Source organism: Maribacter sp. (assembly GCA_020629415.1).
Classification (GTDB): domain Bacteria; phylum Bacteroidota; class Bacteroidia; order Flavobacteriales; family Flavobacteriaceae; genus Maribacter; species Maribacter huludaoensis.
In genome coordinates this window covers 67,852-86,060 of the sequence record JAHDDL010000009.1, presented here as the reverse complement: position 1 = coordinate 86,060, position 18,209 = coordinate 67,852, and the positions used below count along the sequence as shown (strand labels likewise).

16 protein-coding genes are annotated in these 18,209 nt (G+C 37.1%); 14 read left to right on the top strand and 2 right to left on the bottom strand.

Going from position 1 to position 18,209, the window contains the following annotated elements; translation table 11 throughout:
- Positions 1-4: 4 nt before the first annotated feature.
- Entirely contained in the window at positions 5-754 is a 750-nt protein-coding gene (locus tag QZ657_RS05855; RefSeq protein ID WP_291962503.1) for a DeoR/GlpR family DNA-binding transcription regulator, read from the bottom strand.
- Between the two features lie 201 nt (positions 755-955).
- Here QZ657_RS05855 and nagB point away from each other — a divergent pair, with 201 nt between their 5' ends.
- From nagB to acs, 9 genes are all read left to right on the top strand, one after another.
- The gene (nagB, locus tag QZ657_RS05850; RefSeq protein WP_291965570.1) at positions 956-2,884 is read left to right on the top strand and encodes a glucosamine-6-phosphate deaminase; all 1,929 of its coding nucleotides are present in this window, start codon (positions 956-958) and stop codon (positions 2,882-2,884) included.
- 82 nt (positions 2,885-2,966) lie between these two features.
- The gene (locus tag QZ657_RS05845) at positions 2,967-4,484 is read left to right on the top strand and encodes a glycoside hydrolase family 10 protein (protein WP_291965569.1); all 1,518 of its coding nucleotides are present in this window, start codon (positions 2,967-2,969) and stop codon (positions 4,482-4,484) included.
- 1 nt (position 4,485) lies between these two features.
- Positions 4,486-5,760, top strand: coding sequence for an MFS transporter (locus tag QZ657_RS05840; protein WP_099191590.1), 1,275 nt, complete (start codon positions 4,486-4,488; stop codon positions 5,758-5,760).
- On the top strand, positions 5,753-7,309 hold the full coding sequence (locus tag QZ657_RS05835) for a glycoside hydrolase family 3 protein (RefSeq protein WP_291965567.1): 1,557 nt from the start codon (positions 5,753-5,755) through the stop codon (positions 7,307-7,309). Before QZ657_RS05840 ends, QZ657_RS05835 begins: the two co-directional genes overlap by 8 nt.
- A gap of 6 nt (positions 7,310-7,315) precedes the next feature.
- The gene (locus tag QZ657_RS05830; RefSeq protein ID WP_291965565.1) at positions 7,316-8,167 is read left to right on the top strand and encodes a CPBP family intramembrane glutamic endopeptidase; all 852 of its coding nucleotides are present in this window, start codon (positions 7,316-7,318) and stop codon (positions 8,165-8,167) included.
- Positions 8,154-9,230, top strand: a complete 1,077-nt coding sequence (locus QZ657_RS05825; RefSeq protein ID WP_291965563.1) for an anhydro-N-acetylmuramic acid kinase — start codon at positions 8,154-8,156, stop codon at positions 9,228-9,230. Before QZ657_RS05830 ends, QZ657_RS05825 begins: the two co-directional genes overlap by 14 nt.
- A 131-nt stretch (positions 9,231-9,361) precedes the next feature.
- A complete protein-coding gene (locus QZ657_RS05820; RefSeq protein ID WP_071341780.1) occupies positions 9,362-9,622 on the top strand; it encodes a DUF4212 domain-containing protein in 261 nt (86 codons plus the stop codon).
- 23 nt (positions 9,623-9,645) lie between these two features.
- Positions 9,646-11,340 (top strand): sodium:solute symporter family protein, encoded by a 1,695-nt coding sequence (locus tag QZ657_RS05815; RefSeq protein WP_291965561.1) that lies wholly within the window; start codon positions 9,646-9,648, stop codon positions 11,338-11,340.
- Between the two features lie 72 nt (positions 11,341-11,412).
- Positions 11,413-13,320 (top strand): acetate--CoA ligase, encoded by a 1,908-nt coding sequence (gene acs / locus QZ657_RS05810; protein WP_291965560.1) that lies wholly within the window; start codon positions 11,413-11,415, stop codon positions 13,318-13,320.
- A gap of 101 nt (positions 13,321-13,421) precedes the next feature.
- Here the strand turns inward: acs and QZ657_RS05805 are convergent, their stop codons facing one another.
- Complete coding sequence (locus tag QZ657_RS05805; RefSeq protein ID WP_291965558.1) at positions 13,422-14,645, bottom strand: multidrug effflux MFS transporter; 1,224 nt, start codon at positions 14,643-14,645, stop codon at positions 13,422-13,424.
- A gap of 107 nt (positions 14,646-14,752) precedes the next feature.
- Here QZ657_RS05805 and udk point away from each other — a divergent pair, with 107 nt between their 5' ends.
- From udk to QZ657_RS05780, 5 genes are all read left to right on the top strand, one after another.
- Positions 14,753-15,367: a uridine kinase gene (gene udk / locus QZ657_RS05800; protein WP_276473126.1), complete on the top strand. Its 615-nt coding sequence runs from the start codon at positions 14,753-14,755 to the stop codon at positions 15,365-15,367.
- On the top strand, positions 15,367-15,699 hold the full coding sequence (locus QZ657_RS05795) for an FtsB family cell division protein (RefSeq protein WP_291965556.1): 333 nt from the start codon (positions 15,367-15,369) through the stop codon (positions 15,697-15,699). The genes udk and QZ657_RS05795 overlap by 1 nt, the downstream gene beginning before the upstream one ends.
- A 189-nt stretch (positions 15,700-15,888) precedes the next feature.
- Complete coding sequence (locus tag QZ657_RS05790) at positions 15,889-16,662, top strand: ParA family protein (protein WP_276473128.1); 774 nt, start codon at positions 15,889-15,891, stop codon at positions 16,660-16,662.
- Positions 16,663-16,664: 2 nt separating this feature from the next.
- The gene (locus QZ657_RS05785) at positions 16,665-17,573 is read left to right on the top strand and encodes a ParB/RepB/Spo0J family partition protein (RefSeq protein WP_276473129.1); all 909 of its coding nucleotides are present in this window, start codon (positions 16,665-16,667) and stop codon (positions 17,571-17,573) included.
- On the top strand, positions 17,566-18,207 hold the full coding sequence (locus tag QZ657_RS05780; protein WP_291965554.1) for a DUF5683 domain-containing protein: 642 nt from the start codon (positions 17,566-17,568) through the stop codon (positions 18,205-18,207). Before QZ657_RS05785 ends, QZ657_RS05780 begins: the two co-directional genes overlap by 8 nt.
- The last annotated feature ends 2 nt before the right edge of the window (positions 18,208-18,209 follow it).

Genomic DNA, 18,209 nt, shown 5'->3' with positions numbered 1-18,209 from the left:
ATAATTATAAAATTTTTATGTCGTGATTTTTAAAAGCATTCAGCAACTTGTCATCGGGCTTTAACTCTGTTATCATGGTATTGATCGAATTAATATCGCACGTTTTATACCGATGTTGAGAATTGAGTTTTTCAGAAATAGATAGCAACACCGTTTTTTTCGATGCTTTAATTACCGCTTTTTTAATCTGTACAATATCCCAATCAAATTCCGTTAACCCAAATGTGGCATCTACGTATCCTGTACCTATGAAACTAAAATCGAACCGTATTTCAGAAATATGGTGAATGGCATTTGCACCAATAGCGATCTGTGCTTCTTTTGAAATTTGACCACCAATAGAAATCACATTAATATTGGCTTTATGAGAAAGCTCCATGGCAACGGGCAGACTTATGGTAAAACAGGTAAGATTTAAGTTTTCAGGTATTATTCGTGCCAATTCCATACACGTGGTTCCTCCGTCCAAAAAAATAACCGCACCATCTCGCAACATGGTGACTGCCTTGGTTGCAATAGTAACTTTATCGTCTAATTTATAAATATTGGTGTTTCTGGCGCTATTGGTCATATACCCCATTGAAATTGCACCGCCATGAACCTTGCGTAGTTTATTTTCTGCATCAAGCTCCTTCACATCTCTTCTTATAGTATCTATAGAAACGTCCAGTGCCTCTGCTATATCTGTAATAAGAATTCTATTATGCAGATCCACCTCATTTAAAATAGTCTGTTGCCGTTCTTCTTTTAGCATGTTAAAAGCTTTTTCACTAATGAATCATACAAAGATAGGGATTTTTAAATCATGCCGTTTTATGACGTTTATATTATTAAAACATGATTTTAAGATTAATTAACGGCAAAATACAGCATAATTTATGGCAAAAAACTGCAAATTGATAAAATAACGCATATATTTGTAAAGCTTATAAGAACTAAAATCCACTGCTGCCAGATGAAAAATACTTTGAAAGATTCTAAAATGGATATTGCCCATAAGCCTATTGGGCAATTTGAAGAAACACGTTTCGAAAAGATACACAATGTAATTTTTGAAGATTCAAACATAGCCTCTATTCAAGTTGCTCATGAAATTGCAGCTTTAATAAAAAAGAGACAAGGGCAAAAAAGAAACTGCGTTTTGGGTTTAGCCACAGGATCGTCACCGATCAGGGTCTATGAAGAGTTGGTTCGCATGCATAAGGAAGAAGGTCTAAGTTTTAAAAATGTAATCACTTTTAACTTAGATGAATATTTACCCATGGAGCCAAATAATATTCAAAGTTACTTCTACTTCATGCACGAACATCTATTTAATCATGTAGATATACCTGAAAAGAATATTCACATTCCAGATGGCACGGTAAGCAATGAAGAAACTACGGCTTACTGCTTAAGCTATGAGCGTAAAATTAAAGAACATGGCGGACTGGATTTTCAGCTATTAGGTATTGGTAGAACAGGGCATATTGGTTTTAACGAACCTGGATCTCATTTTAATTCCGGCACACGGGTAATAACATTAGATCATATTACACGAGTAGATGCCGCACCGTCTTTTTTAGGCATAGACAATGTACCTAGAAAAGCCATTACCATGGGTATTTCAACGGTAAGAAAAGCGAAACGTATTGTCTTATTAGGTTGGGGGCAAAACAAAGCGAACATTATTAAGAAAACAATTGAAGGGGATATATCTTCACACGTACCGGCCACATATTTGCAAGAGCATGACAATTGCACCTTTGTTCTTGATACGGGTGCTGGAAGCGAATTGACAAAAAACAAAACTCCTTGGCTGGTAGATGCCTGTGAGTGGACAGAAGAATTGAAAGCTAAAGCTATCGTTTGGCTTTGTGAGACTACCGGAAAAACGATTTTAAGTTTAACCGATAAAGATTACAACGATAACGGTATGGCAGACTTACTGGCTCTAAATGATGCTTATAACCTGAACATTGAAATGTTCAACAAATTGCAACATACCATAACAGGTTGGCCTGGCGGAAAACCTAACGCAGATGACACTCACCGCCCAGAACGTGCCACTCCTGCAAAAAAGAGAGTGATAATATTTAGTCCGCACCCAGATGATGATGTCATATCAATGGGCGGTACGTTTGACAGACTTGTAGAACAAGGTCATGAGGTGCACATTGTATATCAAACCTCTGGTAACATAGCGGTTTCTGATACAGACGCCAGGAAATATGCAGAAATAGCTTTACATATCAGTCCGTCAGACGAAGCTAATAAAATCATCAAATCTCTTTCGGAAAAGAATGAAACCCGTATAGACTCGCCAGAAGTTCGAAATCTAAAGGGCAAGATAAGAAGAGGAGAATCTTATGCAGCAACAAGATACATGGGGTTACAAGATAAAAATGTGCATTTTTTAGATTTGCCATTCTATGAAACGGGCACCATAAAAAAGAAAAATCTCTCTGATGAAGACATTACCATTGTCGCCAATATTATAAGCGATATAAAACCCCATCAAATATATGCAGCTGGTGATCTTGCCGATCCACACGGCACGCACAAAGTTTGTTTAGATGCAGTGTTTGCAGCCTGCGAAAAACTAAAGACCGAAGACTTTATGAAAGATTGTTGGTTATGGCTTTATAGAGGTGCTTGGCATGAGTGGGACATCAATGAAATTGAAATGGCAGTACCAATGAGTCCGGGTCAGGTTTTGAAAAAGCGTAATGCTATTTTCTGTCACCAATCCCAAAAAGATGGTGTCATGTTCCAAGGAGATGATTCAAGAGAATTCTGGATGCGCGCCGAAGAAAGAAATCGGGATACCGCTAATAAATACAAAGCAATGGGCTTATCATCATATGCAGCAATGGAAGCCTTTGTAAGACATAAATTCAACTAACAACTGAATTGAATTAAAAGGCCTATTTTTAAAATTAAAATGGGCCTTTTTTGTTAAAAGTCATCTAATCGGCTTCTACTTTATGATAAAACAGCTAACACTTTTTGCTTTACTACTTATTCTTAATTCATGTGGCATTTTTAAGTCATATGAAAAATACCCTAAAAGAGAATTTAGAGGGGTTTGGGTAGCTACTGTGGTCAATATAGATTGGCCAAAGAATGGCAATGATTCAGCAGAAAAACAAAAAACCGATTTCTTAAAGATTTTAGATTTTTATGAAAGAGAGAATTATAACGCCGTAATAGTTCAAGTACGTGCAGCCGGCGATGCCTTTTACCAATCTGATTATGCGCCATATTCACGATTTTTAACAGGAGAAGAAGGTACAGCCCCTAAATGGAATACAGACGTCCTAGAATGGATGATCAGCGAAACCCATGAAAGAGGCATGGAGTTCCATGCGTGGTTAAATCCGTACAGGGCAACTTTCGATGAAAATTTCGAAGTATTATCAGAAACCCATGACTACTGTACCCATCCGGAATGGATCGTACATTACGGCAAGAAAAATTATTACAACCCAGGTTTGCCAGAAGTGCGCAACCACTTTTCAAATATTATAGCGGAGTTGGTGACTAATTATGATGTAGATGCCATACACTTTGATGATTATTTTTATCCCTACACCATTAAAGATGCTGTTTTTAACGACTCCTTAGCATTTAAAACCTATGCATTAAAGAATCAAAAGATTGATGATTGGAGACGTAGTAATATTGACTCTTTAGTAAGACAGTCTCACGAAACCATAAAATCAATTAAACCTTGGGTACAGTTTGGTATTAGTCCGTTCGGGGTTTGGAAAAACAATTCTACAGATCCAAGAGGCTCTGACACCAAAGCAGGACAAACTACTTATGAAGATTTGTATGCCGACCCATTACTTTGGATGGAAAAAGGTTGGATAGATTATTTAGCACCCCAAGTATACTGGAGTATGGATCTACCTGTAGCATCGCACAGAAAAATTGTTGATTGGTGGGCAAAGAACAACTATAACACTAATCTATATGTTGGTAACGGACCTTATAAGATTAGAAATAACAGCGATAAGGCATGGGATGATATTGAAGAAATTCCAAATCAGATTAAGCTCGCCCGTGAAACTCCTGAAATTCAAGGCAACATTATGTTTAGTGCAAAATCGCTAATGAAAGATAATGACGATGTGGTTGAATATATGCACAAAAAGTATTACAAAAAACCGGCATTGAATCCTATTTCTGGCTTAGCCAAAAAGCACACAGTAAAAACACCAAAATTGGTAAGTGCAAGTAAAAATGTTACTGAATTATCACTAGAGTTCAATGACTTGAACAATATAAGATTTGCTTTAGTCTACTCATCTGGCATAAGGGTTAAAGACACCTATGACATAAAGAAATTAAGATCGAAAATTTATGTTGAGAACAATAACACTAGCCTAAACATACCACTTGACCAGTTGAAGAAAAAGTACAACGCCATTAGTTTCATAGATGTTTACGGTAAAGAGACCACTCCAATAATTATTAATTTAAAACAAGTGAATAAGTAGTATGGTACAAAAAGACAAAGGAGCTTGGGCATGGGTACCTGTGCTTTATTTCACACAAGGTTTGCCCTATGTATTGGTAGTTACGGTTTCCGTAATCATGTACAAAAAATTAGGGGTCAGCAATGAAGACATAGGTCTATACACCAGCATTCTCTATTTACCATGGGTACTTAAACCATTATGGAGTCCGTTCGTTGATTTAAAAAGCACCAAACGAAAGTGGTTTTTAAGCATGCAACTATTAATAGCTATTGCATTGTTAGGTGTGGGCTTAACATTGCCCACTAATATGTTCTTTGTTTCATCTTTGGCCTGTTTCTGGATGGCTGCATTTGCCTCTGCCACCAATGACATTGCTTCAGATGGATATTATATGCTTGGCCTAACAGAAAAAAAACAATCGTTCTTTGTTGGCATGAGAAGTACTTTCTACAGACTTGCCATGGTAACGGGCGAAGGTTTAATAGTTGTACTTGCCGGTTTCTTGGAAAACAAATATGGCGACAACACCAAAGCTTGGAGCATAACCATGTCAGCTGCCGCTTTTTTAATGTTGATCATGACTGTTGCCAACTTTTTTGTTACACCAAAATATGAATCTGAAAATACGGAGGATAAAGAAAAACCAGCAGGCTTTTTAGAGGTATTCGCATCATTTTTTAAAAAACCGGGCATAGGTATTGCGTTAGCTTTTATTCTTACGTACCGTTTAGGTGAATCACAATTGGTAAAAATGGCGTCCCCTTTTTTATTGGACTCACCCGATAAAGGCGGATTAGGATATTCTACGGAACAATTAGGAACTATTTTCGGTACCGTAGGAGTTATTTTTCTTTCCGTTGGCGGTATATTGGGTGGTATCTTAATTTCACGCGATGGTTTAAAAAAATGGATGTTGCCCATGGTACTTTCATTGAACCTGCCTAATATTCTTTATGCCGTTTTGGCCATGACCAATACTACAAGTATCTATGCCGTTACGGCAACAGTGGTTTTTGAAAAATTTGGATATGGTTTCGGTTTTGCCGCCTTTTTAATGTACCTCATTTATATTGCCGAGGGCAAATCTAAAACATCTCATTACGCCATTGCCACCGGTTTTATGGCCTTAGGGATGATGCTACCCGGCATGATCAGCGGTTACATGCAGCAATGGCTGGGGTATGACGGCTTTTTTGTATGGGTAGTCATTGCGGCCCTGCCAGCACTCTTACTTCTAAAATTTATTACCTACCCAGCAGATTTCGGCAAAAAAACAACGGTTACCAATGAATAGATTACTACCTACAAATAAAACTTTAAAGCAACTTTCACTTTCAGAAAAAGTTGGTCAATTATTTATGCCCGCAGCTTTTATAAATGATACCGAAGAAGAAATACAGCAGCTAGAAAAATTAATATCGGAACACCATGTTGGCGGGCTTTGTTTTTTTCATTCTCGTGCAAGTGCGGCAACTAACTTTGAAGGCAAAAAGAAAATTGTTGTCAATGAAAATAGTTTTGAAACTTTAAAAAACCTCATCAAAAGATATCAAAAAGCGGCTACTTACCCCCTATTGATTTCCATTGATGCGGAATGGGGTTTGGCCATGCGCATAGAAAACACCCCCCAATATCCGTACGCCATTACCTTAGGAGCCAATAAGGACAGTAAAGACTTAGTATTTAAAGTAGGCCAGAACATTGCCAAAGATTGTAAAGCCGCAGGAATACATTGGAATCTTTCTCCTGTAGTAGATGTCAACGTAAACCCTAACAACCCTGTAATTGGGTATAGATCCTTTGGTGATGACAAAGAACAAGTAACCTCATTGGCAAAAGCATTTGTAAAAGGAACCCAGTCCGAAGGTATACTCACAAGCATTAAGCATTTTCCCGGACATGGAGACACGGCTACAGATTCACATTTGGGGCTTCCTGTTATAGAGAAAACAAAAGCCGAGTTATTGGAGACTGAGCTGTACCCTTTTCAAAAATTAATAGATGAAGGTGTAGATTCCGTGATGGTAGGTCATTTATCCGTGCCTGCACTGACCACTAGCCCAGAATTACCATCCAGCATTAATAAAGATATAATAACCGGTGTATTAAGGCATGAAATGGGCTTTGACGGAGTAGTCATTTCAGATGCCTTGAACATGCATGCAGTATCTAAAAACTACCCAACCAATGGAGAATTGGAATGGTTGGCCTTTAATGCAGGTAATGACGTTTTATGTTTTGCCGAGCATATAGAAGAAGGCATTCAATGTATTTTAAAAAATGCATCGGAAGCACAAATTAACAAGAGTATAGAACGTATTTGGAAACTGAAAGCAAAGGCAATATCAGAAGTTGATTCCACTCTAGAATTAACAGACCCAAGTGCTCTGAACAAACAAATAGCGGAGCGATCAATCACCTTTCATAATGGCACTGCGCAAGGTATTGAACATTTTAGAACAACCAATTTCTGCACATTGACACTTAAAAGGTTTACCACAGATCAAACGAACCAAGATATTATTAAAAATGTTATGGCAATGCGAAAAGAAGTTGAAAATGAGACCGAGATTCTTTTGCTGCTAACTCCTCCTCAAATAAAACCAACCAATAATTTTGGTTTTCTTCAAGAGGAAATAGATTTTGTAAATGATTTAATCACTACCAAAAAAGTGGTCCTGTATCATTTTGGAAACCCATATGCTCTACAATCTTTTAAAACGGATAAAACAATGGCTACCGTAATTGCATATCAGAATTTCAAAGAGTTTCAAGACGTTGCCACAGCACATTTTATGGGTACATTAGAGGCAAAAGGAAAATTACCTGTAAAACTAAATTAAAGTCTTATGAATCATAGTGGGTGGGCTAGAGTAATTGCATTGATATTTCCATATTTTATAATAGTTGGTCTATTTCATGTTGCCGGTACTTTTATTGCCGGTATTCCACTTGGAGATAAAGATTTTCAAGAAACCTCTCTTCAGCTACTGATCATGACATTTTTCTCGTTTTTAGGAACGCTACTTTTAGTCTGGATTTTCATGAAATATATGGACAAGCAAAATTTTATGGAGGTTGGGCTTCAGATTAAAAACAGAAAAAACGATATTATAATAGGTACTCTACTTGGGTTGATCATAATGGGGTTGGCCTATGTTAGTTTATGGGCTACCGAAGAAATTATTAATACTGAATTTAACTTTGATGTATTAGAGTTAATCTATACTACATTACTGTTCATACTTGTAGCCATTTTAGAAGAAGTTCTTTTTAGAGGGTATATTCTAAAAAACCTTATGCTATCCTTTAACAAGTATATAGCACTTATAATTTCTTCTATAGTGTTCGCTATAGCTCATGGTGCAAATCCAAATATTAGTCTTTTCAGTTTAACAGGCCTTTTTTTAGCAGGAATTGCACTGGGGGTCTCATACATCTACACAAAAAATTTATGGTACCCTATAGCCTTCCATTTTAGTTGGAATCTATTTCAATCCTTGTTCGGCTTTAATGTAAGCGGACAAGATATCTATAGTATCATAGAGTTCACTGTTCCAGAAAATAATCTGATGAACGCAGGGCAATTCGGTTTTGAAGGCTCTATTTTTTCATTAATAACAGAACTAACACTGGTAGCACTGATCATTTATTATTATCAAGTAAAAAAACGGCAACTCATCAGAAATGAAAATATATAAAATTATCGGTCTCATGTCAGGCACATCATTAGATGGCCTTGATTTAGCTTACTGTCACATTTGGGAGAAAAAAGGAACTTGGCAATTTGAAATCAAAGAAACCAAGAGCATTAAGTATTCAACTGAAATGTTGAACACCTTAAAAAATGCCATTGATTTATCCGCAGAAAAACTTATAGAATTGCATAACACCTATGGCACTTGGCTAGGAGAACAGGTTTTGACCTTTGTTAATGACCATTCGTTGGTAGTAGATTATATTGCCAGTCATGGTCATACCACTCACCATAGACCAGAGATGGGGCTTACATTTCAAGTTGGCTCAGGACAGCATTTGGCAAATGCTTGCGGCATAAAAGTCATCTGTGATTTTAGAACAAATGACCTGGCATTGGGTGGTCAAGGAGCTCCTTTAGTACCTATTGGAGATAGTATTTTCTTTAGTCAATATGATTTCTGTTTAAATCTAGGTGGCATCAGTAATATATCTTTTGATGTAAAAGAAAAGCGAATAGCTTATGATATTGGTTTAGCAAATATGATTCTCAACTATATTACAAGAAAGGTGGATCTAGAATACGACGAGGACGGTAAACTAGCCCGCAAGGGTAAAATAAACAAAACCATGTTAGAAAGGTTAAATGGTCTAGAGTACTATTTATTACCACACCCAAAATCTATTGGGTATGAGTGGTTTTTAGCCGAGGTAGTGCCCATTGTAGAAGATACCAAAGATACCTTAGAGAACTTGTTACACACCAGCATTCATCATATCTGCGATAAAGTGGCACAACAGATTCAATTGAATTTTAAACACAACAACCAAGAATTATTGGTAACCGGTGGCGGAGCTTTAAATTCCTTTCTAACCGAAACATTACAAGCTAAATTGGGCGAAACCACAACTGTAGTGGTGCCCGAAAAAATAATTATAGAGTTTAAAGAAGCTTTGGTATTTGCATTAATGGGCGTTTTAAGAGTTGAGCAACTAACAAATGTACTTTCCTCTGTAACTGGAGCAAAAAAAGATTCATCAAGTGGAGTATTGTTCATACCTAATTAAACTTTTATGCCTAATTTACTTGATATTCAAATTTAAAATAATAGAGCTTTTGCTCTGTCATGGCACAAGTTTTAAACGAATACGGCTTTAGTGCACTCTAAGCGTATTCACTCATTAAAATAGCATATAACATGTCTGAAAAACAAAAGAAAGCTACCGCTTATTGGAAAGAAAATGTACGTTATTTATTCATTTTGCTGGCCATTTGGTTTGCTGTATCATTTGGAGCTGGCATTTTATTTAAGGAAGCATTGGACACTATTAAGATCGGCGGATTCAAATTAGGTTTCTGGTTTGCGCAACAAGGGTCTATTTACATCTTTGTCATCCTAATTTTTGTTTATGTAAGACTCATGAACAAATTGGATAAAAAATACGGATACAACGATTAATCACACCAACTAAAACTAACAAAATGAGTGTACAGACCTGGACATATATTTTAGTAGGACTCACCTTTGCACTATACATAGGTATAGCTATATGGTCTCGCGCAGGTTCTACAAAAGATTTTTATGTTGCGGGTGGCGGCGTTTCTCCATTAGCCAATGGTATGGCCACCGCAGCAGATTGGATGTCGGCAGCTTCATTTATCTCTATGGCAGGCATCATCTCTTTTGCTGGCTATGATGGTTCTGTATATTTAATGGGATGGACAGGCGGATATGTGCTTTTGGCCCTATTACTTGCTCCCTATCTTAGAAAGTTCGGAAAATTCACCGTTCCGGATTTTATTGGTGACCGCTACTACTCAAAAACGGCTAGAATTGTAGCTGTAATCTGTGCACTTATCGTATCGTTTACTTATGTGGCAGGACAAATGCGCGGTGTAGGTGTAGTATTCTCAAGATTTCTTCAAGTAGATATCAATACTGGGGTGATTATAGGAATGATCATCGTATTATTTTATGCTGTGTTAGGTGGAATGAAAGGTATTACCTATACCCAAGTAGCACAATACTGTGTGCTGATTTTCGCCTTTATGGTTCCCGCAATTTTCATATCCATACAAATGACAGGAAATCCTATACCTCAATTAGGAATGGGCTCCACCTTAAATGATGGGTCTGGAACTTTTTTATTGGATAAACTAGACGGATTATCTACAGAACTAGGCTTCAACGAATATACCAATGGATCTAAATCTGTCACCGATATTTTTGCCATAACCTTGGCGCTTATGGTAGGCACAGCAGGCCTGCCCCATGTCATTGTTCGCTTTTTCACGGTAAAGAAAGTAAAAGATGCTCGTAAATCTGCCGGACTCGCCTTATTACTAATCGCTATTTTATACACCACGGCCCCGGCTGTTTCCGCATTTGCAAAAACCAATCTCATCAACACGGTCAGTAATGAAGAATATTCAAACATGCCTGTTTGGTTCAAAAATTGGGAAGAAACCGGACTATTATCTTTTGATGATAAAAATGAAGATGGCAAAATTCAATATGTAGCTGAAAAGTCAAAGAATGAATTGACTATTGACAATGATATTATGGTATTGGCAAACCCCGAAATTGCGGATTTACCGGCTTGGGTAATTGCTTTGGTTGCCGCTGGCGGTCTGGCGGCTGCCCTATCAACAGCAGCCGGGCTATTGCTTGTTATATCTGCCTCGGTATCACATGATCTGGTCAAAAAAGTCTTTAAACCTAACATCTCGGACAAGGCAGAATTATGGGTCGCAAGGGGATCGGCCACTATAGCCGTAATAATTGCAGGGTACTTTGGTATAAATCCGCCAGGTTTTGTAGCTGCAGTTGTCGCCCTGGCATTTGGTCTTGCTGCCGCATCTTTTTTTCCGGCAATCGTACTTGGTATATTTTACAAAAAAATGAACAAAGAAGGCGCCATTGGTGGCATGGTCGTCGGCATCTTACTTATGCTCTTCTATATGACCAAATTTAAATTCGGTTGGTTTGGGGGCGGAATATCAAACGATTGGTGGTTTGGAATTTCACCTGAGGGTTTTGGTAGCATTGCAATGATCGCTAATTTTATAGTAGCCATTATTATACTGCAATTTACTCCTGAACCTCCAGAAGATGTTCAAGAAATTGTAGAAAATATTAGAATACCCAGTGGTGCAGGTGAAGCTACGGGACATTAAACAACATAAATCAATTAGAAACAACAACGACCAAAGGCCTCAACAACCTTTGCATATTAATTAACGCATACCATGAGTAATTACCACATTAAACATCTTGAGGAATACTATCAAGTCTATAGAAAATCGATCAGAAATCCCGAAGCATTTTGGGAAGAGATTGCAGAAGAGCATTTTGTCTGGCGCAAGCGCTGGGACAATGTACTGAGCTGGGATTTCAAAAAGCCCGAAATAAAATGGTTTGAAGGTGCAAAACTCAACATCACTGAAAATTGTTTAGACAGGCATTTACCCACAAGAGGTGACAAAACCGCCATCATATTTGAACCTAACGATCCTAAAGAAGAAGCTCTTAATATCACCTACAGGCAATTGCACGAGAGAGTTTGCCGCATGGCAAATGTTCTATTGGACCATGGCGTAAAAAAAGGAGATCGTGTTTGTATTTATCTTCCAATGATTCCAGAGCTATCTGTCGCATTATTGGCATGTGCACGTATTGGCGCCATACATTCCGTTGTATTTGCAGGATTTTCTTCAAATGCCCTAGCAACACGGATAAATGATTCTGATTGTACGGTTGTCATAACTGCGGATGGTTCTTTTAGAGGAAGTAAATCAATCGACCTCAAAGGTATTGTGGATAAAGCTTTGGAAGGTTGCCCAGGTGTAGCCAATGTTTTAGTGACCAAACGTACAGGAACCAAAATAGACATGCTAGATGGCAGGGACAAATGGCTACAACCCTTATTGGACGAAGCTTATGCAGATTGTGTTGCAGAGATCATGGATGCCGAAGATCCATTATTTATACTGTACACCTCCGGATCAACCGGTACCCCCAAAGGAATGGTACATACCACGGCAGGTTATATGGTATATACCGCCTATACATTTAAAAACGTATTTCAATACAGAGAAAATGATGTCTATTGGTGTACTGCTGATATAGGCTGGATAACCGGGCACTCGTATATTGTGTACGGTCCACTTGCCAACGGAGCCACTACATTAATGTTTGAGGGAGTTCCCTCCTACCCAGATTATGGACGTTTTTGGGAGGTTGTAGAAAAACATAAGGTAAATCAATTTTATACTGCACCTACGGCTATTAGAGCTTTGGCAAAGGAAAACTTGGAATTTGTTGAAAAACATGACTTATCAAGCCTTAAAGTGTTAGGCTCAGTAGGTGAACCTATAAATGAGGAAGCATGGCATTGGTACAACAACAATGTTGGTAAAAAGAATAGTCCTATAGTGGATACTTGGTGGCAAACGGAGACAGGCGGAATAATGATTACACCAATACCGTACGTAACACCAACTACACCTACATACGCGACTTTACCATTTATTGGCATTCAACCGGCACTAATGGATGAAAATGGAAAAGAAATAAAAGGCAATCAAGTTGATGGTAGGCTGTGCATTAAATTTCCATGGCCGTCTATTGCAAGAACGGTATGGGGCAATCATGACCGTTACAGGGACACCTATTTTTCTGCCTTTGAAAACATGTATTTCACAGGTGATGGCGCATTGAGAGATGCCGTTGGGTATTACAGAATTACAGGTCGTGTAGATGATGTAATTATTGTTTCTGGACACAATTTGGGTACCGCTCCTATTGAGGATTCTATTAACGAACATCCGGCTGTTGCGGAATCCGCCATTGTAGGTTTCCCACATGATGTTAAAGGAAATGCACTTTATGGCTATGTTATTCTTAAGGAAACTGGTGAAAGTAGAGATCGTGAAAATTTAAGAAAAGAAATCAACCAGCAAATTACAGAACATGTTGGTCCTATTGCCAAATTGGATAAAATTCAATTTGTATCTGGACTGCCAAAAACTAGAAGTGGTAAAATTATGCGAAGAATTTTACGCAAAATCGCCAGCAACGACACTAGTAATTTAGGAGATACCAGTACACTTTTAAACCCAGAAGTTGTTCAAGAAATTATGGACAATGCACTGTAAAAAAAATTAAATTCCTCAAAAATCCGTCAGATTTATTTAAACATATACTGACGGATTTTTCATATCATAAAATGACTTACACTTTCATTCTACCAAATCCATCAATTGGAGAAAGCACGGTTACTTGCAAAAAGCGGACGCGTTTTAAATGTCATAAACAAAATCACCGATATTAGTCCACATACCCCCAAACCGGCAAAAAGTGCCCATACGGAATCTTCAATAAAACTACCTACGAAAATAGAAATAGGAATTGAAAGAATCGTTGAAATAAAGCCCGTAATTGCTGCGCCAATTCCGGCAATATGACCAATAGGCTCCATAGCAATTGACCTCATGTTACCCCATATAAAACCTAAACACAAAAATTGTAGAGAAAGGAATATCAACAAGATAGTTATGTTCGGATTTTTAGAATCCAAGAATAATAGGGCATAAGATAAAGCTATGACGGTAAAAGCCACGAGAGCTGCAAAAGATAAATTACGCATACCAAAGCGTAACACCAACGTGCCGTTCATTAAGGTAGAAAACCCTACGGACAGTGCCAACCCTGCAAAAACGTAGGGGAAAGTTTCCGTTAGCCCATAAAGCTCTTCAAAAACATGCTGGGCAGAACTTAAGTAGACCAGAAAAGAGCCCGTAATTAAACCAGATATCATAGTACAAGAAACGGTCTCTTTATATTTAAAGATTTCTTTAGTCCCTCTAATAAAAACATTGAAAGAAAAAGGAACCTTATATTCCGGCTTTAACGTTTCCTCTTGCCTTTTATAAAACCAAATCCCCACTACCAGAGCAAAAAACAATTGCATATAAAATATACCTTGCCACCCCATAATACCCATTACGGCCTTACCTATGGCAGGAGCTACCACAGGAACCAGAATAAAGAAAGCAGTAACAAAAGACATTATTTTGGCCATATAATCACCGCGGTACGTATCACGTATAATAGAAATACTTATAGTTCTTGGTGCCGATAGACCAATACCCTGCAGTATACGACCCACAAGCATTATCTCAAGATTTGGAGCAAACAAACAAATAATGCTGGCAATTAAAAATACAATGAACCCTAAGTAAACTATAGGTTTTCTACCAAGACTATCTGACAGTGGACCGAAAAATAACTGCCCTACACCCAATCCTAAAAAAATCATGGTCACCAATAACTGGTTTCGAGTAGGATCCAAACTATTAATAGACACCCCAATATCTGCCATTGCAGGCAAAATAGCATCGATTGTTAATGCTACAATAGACATCAAAGAAGCCATTAGTGCTACAAACTCAAAATTAGGTTTCACCTGTTCATTCTGCATTGTGCAAAAATACGGCTTAACATATCAAGCCATGTTAATAAAAGTTGATTTTTAAGTTTATGCTATTTTGAGATTCAAATATGTATTTTTGCATTAAATTTCAATGTATGCTGATTATAGGTATTGCCGGTGGAACAGGTTGTGGAAAAACCACAGTAGTCAATCAAATCATAAATGAATTGCCAAATGAAGAAGTTGGGGTAATTTCACAAGATTCTTACTATAACGACCTATCTCATCTAACACTTGAAGATAGACGAAAAACCAATTTTGATCACCCAAGTTCTATAGATTTTGCATTACTGGAACAGCATTTGCTTGCATTAAAAAATGGTGAATCAATAGAGCAACCGGTCTACTCATTTTTAGAATGTAACAGAACCGCCAAAACAATACTTACCCACCCTACCAAGGTAATTATCGTAGAAGGTATTTTAATAATGACCAATTCTGCTATTCGTAAAATGTTCGATATTAAAATATTTGTTCATGCAGATACAGACGAACGATTGATCAGAAGATTAAAACGAGATGTAAACGAACGTGGTTGGAATTTAGATGAAACCATAGAAAAATATCAAGCAGTGATCAAGCCTATGCACGAGCAGTTCATAGAGCCTACCAAAGAGTATGCAGATATTATTATTCCAAATAATAAATATAATACGGTAGCTGTTGAGATAGTTAAAAGTATAATCAACGAAAAAATTATGCAAGAGTAATGGCATTCAAAGATTTAAAACAAAAAAAATGGTTTAAAATCATGACCAATATGTATGTATTGGTACTATCCGTTTTTGTTGTTTGGATGCTTTTTTTTGATACCAATTCGCTATTGATCCACCTTGAATTAAGAAAGGAAATAAAAAAACTGGAAAAAACTCAAGAATTTTTAAAAGAGGAAATAGCGCGGGACAAAAAAATAATTGAAAAATTATCTGATGAAGAAGAACTTGAGCGCTTTGCCAGAGAGGAATATTATTTAAAGAAAAAGAACGAAGAAATTTATCTTATTGAATACGAGGACAGTTTAAAACTCAAGGATAAAAATTAGTTTTTCATATTCTTTTAATAAGTTTTTGACTTTTTATATAATACGCAACAAATGGTATCTTAACCATTTCATAATTAAAAGTTTAACGCTTTATTAAAGAAAAGTACGCCCTTATTCACTTAGTGTTAACAAAAAGCTTTCATTAGCCCCATAAATAATTGTATTTTTACGACCTAACTTACTTTGAACATGGGCAAGATTATTGCTATAGCCAATCAAAAAGGAGGCGTAGGTAAAACTACGACCACAGTAAACTTAGCTGCCTCGCTAGGTGTATTGGAAAAAAAGGTATTATTGATAGACGCCGACCCCCAGGCGAATGCTACTTCTGGGCTAGGTATTGATGTCGATGGTGTAGAATTGGGTACGTACCAACTTTTGGAGCATACCAAGACCGCTAAGGAGGCCATTATCCCTACAACATCGCCTAACGTAGACCTTATTCCTGCACATATAGACCTTGTTGCCATTGAAATAGAACTGGTAGATAAGGACGAGCGTGAGTACATGATGAAGAAGGCTATTACGGAATTAAAGAACGATTACGATTATATTCTTATAGATTGTGCCCCATCATTAGGGCTACTGACGTTGAATGCGTTGACCGCGGCAGATTCAGTAATAATCCCTATTCAATGCGAGTATTTTGCATTAGAAGGATTAGGTAAATTATTAAATACGATCAAAAGTGTTCAAAAATTACATAATGCGGAATTAGATATTGAAGGCATGTTGCTGACGATGTACGATTCTAGATTACGTTTATCTAACCAAGTGGTAGATGAAGTAAGAAAACATTTTGGAGATATGGTTTTTGAAACTGTAATTCAGCGTAATGTTAGATTGAGTGAAGCTCCAAGTTATGGAGAAAGTATAATCAAATATGATGCTGCCAGTAAAGGGGCAACAAATTATTTGAACATGGCTAACGAGATAGTCAAAAAAAATAAGCAGACGGTTTAAGTATGGCAAAAGCGACAAAGAAACAAGCTCTTGGTAGAGGACTTTCAGCTCTTTTGAAAGACCCGGAAAATGATATAAACACGGCTTCGGATAAGAATGCTGATAAGGTTGTTGGTAATATTATAGAATTAGATTTAGAACACATTGAAGTCAACCCATTTCAACCACGTTCTAATTTCAATGATGAAAATATAAAAGAACTGGCCGCATCTATTAAGGAATTGGGTGTTATTCAACCAATTACGGTTAGGAAACTTGGTTTTAACGAGTACCAACTTGTATCTGGAGAAAGAAGATATCGTGCTTCCAAACTTTTAGGTTTAGAAACTATACCAGCTTATATCCGTATTGCCAATGATCAAGAGTCCTTAGAGATGGCTTTGGTCGAAAACATTCAACGTCAAGATTTAGATCCAATAGAAATTGCACTTTCTTACCAACGTCTTATTGACGAAATTAATCTTACCCAAGAAAGATTGAGTGAGCGTGTTGGTAAAAAAAGATCTACTATTGCCAATTACTTGCGCCTTTTAAAATTAGATCCGATCATACAAACAGGTATGCGCGATGGCTTTTTGACAATGGGCCATGGTAGAGCTCTAGTTAATATTGACAAGAAACAGGATCAGATATCACTTTACGAAAAAATTATTTTTGACAATCTTTCCGTAAGGGATACTGAAAGTGCGGTAAAAGCGTATCATGCAGATGATGTACCTACTGATGAAGTAGTTAAAAAAGTAAACAAAGAAGCTTCTGTTTTTGTTCGCAAAGGTATTAAAGAACTGACGGAAGCCTTATCCGTAAAGGTCGACATTAAGTCTGCCGATAACGCAAGAGGAAAAATAACCATACCATTTAAGTCTCAGGAGGAATTTGACCGTATCAAAAAATTGATAACAGGTGCGTAACTATCTTTTATTATTTAGTACTCTATTATTATTTATTAATTTATCCTTTTCTCAACAGGAACAAGATTCTATTCCTAAAACTGAAATAGACAGCTTACAAGCTCATTTAGCTGATAAGGGAATGGTAATCAAAGATTCCGTATCCTTCAAGAAAGCAAAAAAAGAATTTAATCCATTAGCACCAAGTAAAGCAGCATTTTACTCTGCCGTAATACCAGGGCTAGGTCAAATCTACAACAAGAGATACTGGAAAGTTCCTATCGTTTGGGGAGCTATTGGTGGCAGTGCATATATGTATATCTACAACAACGATCAATATCAACGTTTTAGAACTGCATTTAAACGAAGACAAGCTGGTTTTACAGACGATGAATTTAATGGTGAAGGTACATTGCCCCTTTTTGATGAAGATGACCTTGAATATCAACAAGAGCGTTTTCAAAATGACCGTGACCTTTGGTTGGTTGCGGCTATAGGGTTATACGCCCTTAATATTGTCGACGCCAATGTTGACGCACATTTAAAACAGTTTAATATTGACGATGACCTAAGTATAGACTTTGAACCTTATCTTGATTTTAATCAAATAACGAATAGTCCTAATTACGGAATGGCATTAATTATAAAATTTTAAAA